The 6,379-nt window shown below is 60.1% G+C and carries 6 protein-coding genes and 1 pseudogene; 5 read left to right on the forward strand and 2 right to left on the reverse strand.

What is annotated here, in order from left to right:
• Positions 1-695, forward strand: a 695-nt coding sequence (locus QT222_RS08415) for an NAD(P)/FAD-dependent oxidoreductase (RefSeq protein ID WP_491476909.1), incomplete at its 5' end; no start/stop codon positions are given.
• A 222-nt stretch (positions 696-917) separates the two neighbouring features.
• Here the strand turns inward: QT222_RS08415 and QT222_RS08420 are convergent.
• A complete protein-coding gene (locus QT222_RS08420) occupies positions 918-1,451 on the reverse strand; it encodes an Rrf2 family transcriptional regulator (RefSeq protein WP_004056785.1) in 534 nt (177 codons plus the stop codon).
• Positions 1,452-1,616: 165 nt separating this feature from the next.
• On the opposite strand from QT222_RS08420, the gene QT222_RS08425 reads away from it, so the two are divergent.
• From QT222_RS08425 to QT222_RS08440, 4 genes are all read left to right on the forward strand, one after another.
• On the forward strand, positions 1,617-2,537 hold the full coding sequence (locus QT222_RS08425) for an NAD-dependent epimerase/dehydratase family protein (RefSeq protein WP_491476910.1): 921 nt from the start codon (positions 1,617-1,619) through the stop codon (positions 2,535-2,537).
• Between the two features lie 187 nt (positions 2,538-2,724).
• Complete coding sequence (rocF, locus tag QT222_RS08430; RefSeq protein WP_491476911.1) at positions 2,725-3,624, forward strand: arginase; 900 nt, start codon at positions 2,725-2,727, stop codon at positions 3,622-3,624.
• Positions 3,624-4,091 (forward strand): NUDIX domain-containing protein, encoded by a 468-nt coding sequence (locus QT222_RS08435; RefSeq protein ID WP_491476912.1) that lies wholly within the window; start codon positions 3,624-3,626, stop codon positions 4,089-4,091. Before rocF ends, QT222_RS08435 begins: the two co-directional genes overlap by 1 nt.
• A gap of 65 nt (positions 4,092-4,156) precedes the next feature.
• Positions 4,157-4,522 (forward strand): hypothetical protein, encoded by a 366-nt coding sequence (locus QT222_RS08440; protein WP_004056793.1) that lies wholly within the window; start codon positions 4,157-4,159, stop codon positions 4,520-4,522.
• Positions 4,523-4,591: 69 nt separating this feature from the next.
• Here QT222_RS08440 and QT222_RS08445 read toward each other — a convergent pair.
• Positions 4,592-6,379: pseudogene (locus QT222_RS08445) on the reverse strand (DNA gyrase C-terminal beta-propeller domain-containing protein); the annotation flags it as partial.

Genomic DNA, 6,379 nt, shown 5'->3' on the forward strand with positions numbered 1-6,379 from the left:
AAGTCGCAGAGTACCGCGACATGAACCGTGCGCCTATCGACATTCAGGTCGTCGAAGGGATGGACGAAATCTTCCCCGGCAACGACCCTGAACTGCAGGGTGCACTCCGTCGCCGCCTCGAAGAACTCGACATCGAAATCCTGACCGGCGACTTCATCTCGAAGGTCGACGAGGAGACGGTCTTCCTCGGCGGCGGCGAGGACGTCGAACCCGAGGAACTCCCCTACGACGTGCTCGTCTGGACCGGCGGTATCACCGGCCAGCCCGAAGCACGGGACCTCGAACTCGAACAGGACGAGCGTTCCCACCGCTTCTTCGCCGAAGAGGACTTCCAGACGAGCGACGAGCGCGTCTTCGCGGTCGGTGACTGTGCCCTCGTCGAGCAGGGCCCCGACAACGTTGCCCCGCCGACGGCGCAGGCCGCCTGGGACGCCGCGGACGTTGCTGGCGAGAACATCGCTCGCGCTATCGCCGGAAAACCACTCAAGCGCTGGACGTTCACCGACAAAGGGACGGTCATCTCCATCGGTGAGGACGCCGTCGCTCACGGCGTGAAGTTCCCCGTCGTCGGCGAGTTCCCGGTCAACGTCTTCGGCGGTCCGCTCGCTCGGATGCTGAAGAAGGGTATCGCCGCGAACTGGATTTCCGACGTGACCTCGCCGAAGCGCGCGCTCTCCGCCTGGAACGACCTGTAAGCGAGCGAAACGCTCACTGTCGCAGGTTCTACGTTCTTTCTTCTCGGTTTCTTCTCGTTTCCTGACTGCCCGCACAAGTTGATTTCCCCAGCGAGTATGCGCTATGTTGCTCTCTCCGGTGACACGACGATACCGTCCTGACGGACGATATGGACGGCACCGAGACGCTCTCGAAGAAGCAGTCGCTCAGAGAGAAAAGAGAGAGAGAGAATATCGGCGCGTTCAGTGCTGCGGTTCGCCGATGGGTGCCTGCATATCGTCAATGCGCAGGATGAGAATGTTGCTCGTGTCGTCTTTACCGTCGAGCGTGCCGTCGATGACGAGCTTCGAAAGCGGCGTGGGGCCGACACGAATCTTGTCGCCCTCGTGGAAGTCACGGACCGAGCCCTGCACGTGAATCTCGGCACGGCACAGTTCGGGGTGGTGGACGCTGGAGAGGTCGATTCCGTCGACGTTGACGCCGTCGACCTGTTCGTCGTTGTGGAACAGCGGAACCGACGCAGGCTCGTCCATCTTGTCAACATCGAGCGCTTCGTAGGCGTTCGCGGTTGGCTTGTAGCCACCCTTCGGTCCCGGCACACCCTCGACAAGCTGGAGTGCCTTCAGGCTCTGCATCTGGTTGCGGATGGTACCGGGGTTGCGGTTGACTTCTTCTGCGATGTCTTCACCTTTCACCGCATCTTCAGATTCTCGGTAGAGGTTGATGAGTGCGGTAAGGATAGTTTTCTGACTCGAAGTGAGCTCGATTGATGACATGGAGAATGGTTGGCTACATACGTCCTTAAATCCGATGGATGACGCCTCGAATCTGTCGTTCGTCTACTTTGTGACGAATAACCACTCATGAATGTTCATTTTGGACCGCTATTTGGTCAGGATGCGGTCGATAGCACTATACACCTCACGGGAGTGCGGTCGAATATGAACGGGAAACGAGTCCTCGTCACCGGCGGTGCCGGATTCATCGGCTCGAACCTCGCAAACCACCTCGCTGCGGATAACGACGTGGTTGCGGTCGACGACCTCTACCTCGGGACGCCCGAGAATCTCGATGATGCCGTGGAGTTCCACGATATGAGCGTCCTCGACGACGACCTGCCGACCGAGGATGTGGACGTAGTGTTCCACCTCGCAGCGCTGTCGTCGTACAAAATGCACGAAGAAAACCCCACGAAGGGTGCTCGCGTCAACGTCGAGGGGTTCGTGAACACGGTCGAACAGGCACGAAACGACGGCTGTGACACCGTCGTCTACGCCTCCACGTCCTCCATTTACGGTTCCCGGACGGAACCCTCTCCCGAAGACATGCCGGTCGAGGCCAGAACTGGCTACGAAGCGTCGAAACTCGCCCGCGAGCGCTATGCGGAGTATTTCCACAACCACTACGACATGCAACTCGCCGGTCTCCGATTCTTCTCGGTGTATCAGGGCTTCGGCGGCGCAGAAGAACACAAAGGTGAGTTCGCGAACACCATCGCACAGTTCGCCGACAAAATCGCAAACGGCGAGGCACCGGAACTCTTCGGCGACGGCTCCCAAACCCGCGACTTCACGCACGTCGACGATATCGTTCGCGGTATCGAACTCGCTGCGGACCACCGGCTACAGGGTATCTACAACCTCGGGACGGGCGAGAGCTATTCGTTCAACGAGATGGTTAGGATGATAAACGAAGTTCTCGGGACCGACGTGGAACCGGTGTACATCGAAAACCCCCTCGAAGTCTACGTCCACGACACGATGGCCGACTGCACGAAGATTCACGAGGCAACCGGCTGGGAACCCGAAATTACATTCGAGGAAGGCGTCCAGCGCGTCTGTAAGCCGTACCTCGACGACTGATTGATAGAACGTCTAGCTGACTGGCTGACCCCTCTACTCACCTTTCGATTTACCTCTCGTGACCGATGGGTTAATTGTCAACTGAAATGGAAACCAGTATATGGTGTTTTATCATTTATTTCTTCCGTTATCCTCCGTCTGGTGACTAACCGGTGGAGGTAAATCGCCGGTATCTGTGAGTAGAAATATGGCGAAATCTGTCCGAATTATCGGCGCACCAACGGATTACGGTGCAAACCGACGTGGCGTGGATATGGGCCCTTCCGCGATTCGATACGCAGGACTTACGGACCAACTCGAATCCGCTGACGTCTCACCGGAAGACGCCGGCGACCTCACGGTCCCACACCACGCGATTCACGACGCCGATGCTGGTGGAGATAACGCCAAGCACATCAACGAAGTCGAAGAGGTCTGTACGGCGCTCGCTGACGCCGTCGCGAACGCACTCGACGATGGCGTAACGCCACTCGCCCTTGGCGGTGACCACTCAATTGCAATCGGGTCGATGGTCGGAAGCGCACGTGACGCCGACATCGGCGTCGTCTGGTTCGACGCCCATGGCGACTTCAACACGCCCGAAACCTCGCCGTCGGGGAACGTCCACGGCATGCCCCTTGCCGCCGCGCTCGGCATCGGTGACTTCGAGGGCGTCGAGTGGGCTAACGCACCGAGCCTGAAAGAAGAAAACGTCGCTATCGTCGGCCTCCGCGACGTCGACGAAAACGAGACGACGGCGATTCACGACAGCGACGTGACTGCTTACACGATGTCCGACATCGACGAGCGCGGCATCACCGAAGTGACTCAGGAGGCGCTCGATGTCGCCACGAGCGGAACCGACGGTGTCCACGTCAGTCTCGACCTCGACTGGCTCGACCCCAGAGAGGCACCTGGCGTCGGGACGCCCGTCCGCGGTGGAGCCACGTACCGCGAGGCCCACGCGGCGATGGAACTCGTCGCCGAGTCGGGGGCGATGCGTTCGCTCGAACTCGTCGAAGTCAACCCCATCCTCGACGAGCACAACGAGACGGCCACGCTCGCGACCGAACTCGCCGCCAGTGCCTTCGGGAAGCGTATCCTCTGATGCCAGCGCCCAGAGAAGCGCCAGCACCGCACGACTTGGCCGCGGGCGTCGTCGTTCTCCGCGACGAGTCGGTGCTTGCTGTGTACGAGAAGGACCGATGGGGACTGCCGAAAGGCGGGTCCGAACCCGGGGAGTTCTTCTTCGAAACGGCCGCTCGCGAGGCTGAAGAAGAGACCGGGGTTCCGGTCGACATCCAATCGCTCGCATTCACGAGCGAGATTCGCGGTCCAAACCGCCGTATCTACCTCCAGCGGTTCTACCACGCGACGCCGCAGGAAGCGGTCGAACCCAGTCCGAGCGACCCGGATGACGAAATCGAGAGGGCGGCGTATATCCCGCTTTCCGAACTCGGGACGACGCTCACCTACCGTCCGCGGGTCGAACCGCTCCGAGACTGGCTCAGAGACCGCAAACCGCGGCACTACACCTACGACCTGACGAGCGAACCGTCGCACGTCGAAGAGTAGGTCGTCGGCACCGTGCCGCCGGGCAAGACGGAGAATATTTACAATCAGATTGTCACTTTTTGGTGATGAGTCACAGGACGCTCCCGTCGCTCGTCGGCCTTCTCGTGGCAGTGCTTGTTGGTAGTGGACTCTACTGGCTCGCCGAAAACGTCGGCTTGGCGCTTGCAACGGGGATTGCGTGGGGTGGAGGATTCGCTACTGTGGTGTACGGCGAACGGCAGTATTCCGCTCATTACCCCGGGAGCGAATGGAGCAACAAGTGGTCCACACTCGGTACTGTTCTCATTACAATCGCAGCGACTGTCGGCATCGGTTCGTCGTTTCCCGTCTCATTCGAACTCCGTCTCGGACTCCAGTTTCTCGTCATTGGCACTGGGTTCGTCGGTAGCATGGTTGCGACGGTGGCGGAACTGGAGCGAAACGCGGCGTGATAGACGCTCCTCACATCACGGCACCGGCATACTACAACAAAAAGAGTCCCGGCGTCTCCGGGTATCGGCTTACTCTTCGTCGGCGACCGCTTCGACTTCCGCCTCAGCGTCCGCGTCGTCTTCGAGTTCTTCCTCTTCGGTCGTCATCTTCGGCGGAATCACGTCGACGGAGGCGACGGTGTCGCCCGCATCGAGGTCCATGACGATGACACCCATCGTGTTGCGGCCGACCGTCGAGATGTCTTCGACGGGGGTCCGGAGAATCTGCCCTTCGTCGGACATGACGACGAGGTGGTCGCCTTCACCGACAGTGTTGATAGAGCAGACCGGGCCGTTTCGCTCGTTGGCCTTGATGTCGATGAGACCTTTTCCGTTGCGCGACTGCGAGCGATAGGCGTCGATGTCGGTACGCTTCCCGTAGCCGTTCTCGGTGACGGTGAGCACCCAACTGTGGTGAGCCTCGTCGATGGCGGCGACACCGGCGACTACGTCGTCGTCTTCGAGTTTGATGCCGCGAACGCCGCGGGCCGAACGACCCATCGCGCGGACTTCATCCTCATGGAACCGGATGGACATCCCCTGTTCGGTGCCGATAACGAGGTCGTGAGTGCCGTCTGTGACTTCCACGTCGGCGAGTTCGTCGCCCTCGTCGAGTTTGGTGGCGATGATACCCGTCGAAAGGATGTTCTGGAAGTTATCGACGCTGGTACGCTTGATGTAACCGTTCTGGGTTACCATCGTCAGGTAGCCGTCGACTTCCTCCAAGTCGTCGCAGTTGACGACGGCGGTAATCTCTTCACCGTCGTCGAAGTCGAGCAGATTGACCGCGGACTTCCCGCGGGCCGTTCGCGACATCTCGGGCACTTGGTAGGCCTTGAGTTGGTAGACCTGTCCGTGGTTGGTGAAGCACAACAGGTCGTCGTGGGTGTTCGTGACGAACACCGACGAGACGTTGTCCCCTTCTTTTAGGTCCGTACCGATGATGCCTTTCCCGCCGCGGTTCTGGGCGCGGAATCGGGAGACAGGCATGCGTTTGATGTAGTCGTCCTCGCTGACGACGACGACCACGTCTTCCTCGGGAATGAGGTCGGCACGCGTGACCTCGCCGGTGTTGGCGACGAAGGAGGTCCGTCGCTCGTCGGCGTACTCGTCTTTGATTTCGAGGAGTTCCTCCTCGATGACGGCGTCGAGTTCGGACTGATCGGCGAGGATGGTTTCGAGGCGCTCGATAGTCGCTTCGACCTCCTCGTACTCGTCTTCGATTTCGGCCGCTTCCATCGAGGTGAGCGAACCGAGTTGCATCGAGACGATGTGGTTCGCCTGGTCCTCGGAGAAGTCGAACGACGGGAGCGCCTCGCCGTCGACTTCGACTGTCACTTCGCCACGGAGTGCGGCTTTGGCGTCGTCTCGGCTCTCGGAGTTCCGGATGGTCTCGACAACGTTGTCGATGTTTTCGAGGGCCTTCAGGCGGCCTTCGAGGATGTGTGCGCGGTCTTCGGCCTCGGCGAGTTCGTACTCGGAGCGCCGTCGAACCACGTCACGGCGGTGGTCGAGATAGTGTTGCAGCGTCTCTTTCAGCGTGAGGACCTTCGGTTGGCCGTCGACCAGTGCGAGGTTGATGACGCCGAAGGTCGATTCGAGGTGGTTGTCGAGCAGTTGGTTCTTGACGACTTCAGCCATCGCGCCACGTTTGAGTTCGATGACGACGCGGATGCCGTCGCGGTCGGACTCGTCGCGGATGTCGCGGATGCCCTCGATTTTGCCGGCGTTTACGTCGTCGGCGATGCGCCCGATGAGGCGGGGCTTGTTTTCCTGTTACGGGGGGTCGGTGGTGATGATTTGGGCCTCCTCTTTGGA

Source organism: Haloferax sp. s1, assembly GCF_058382125.1.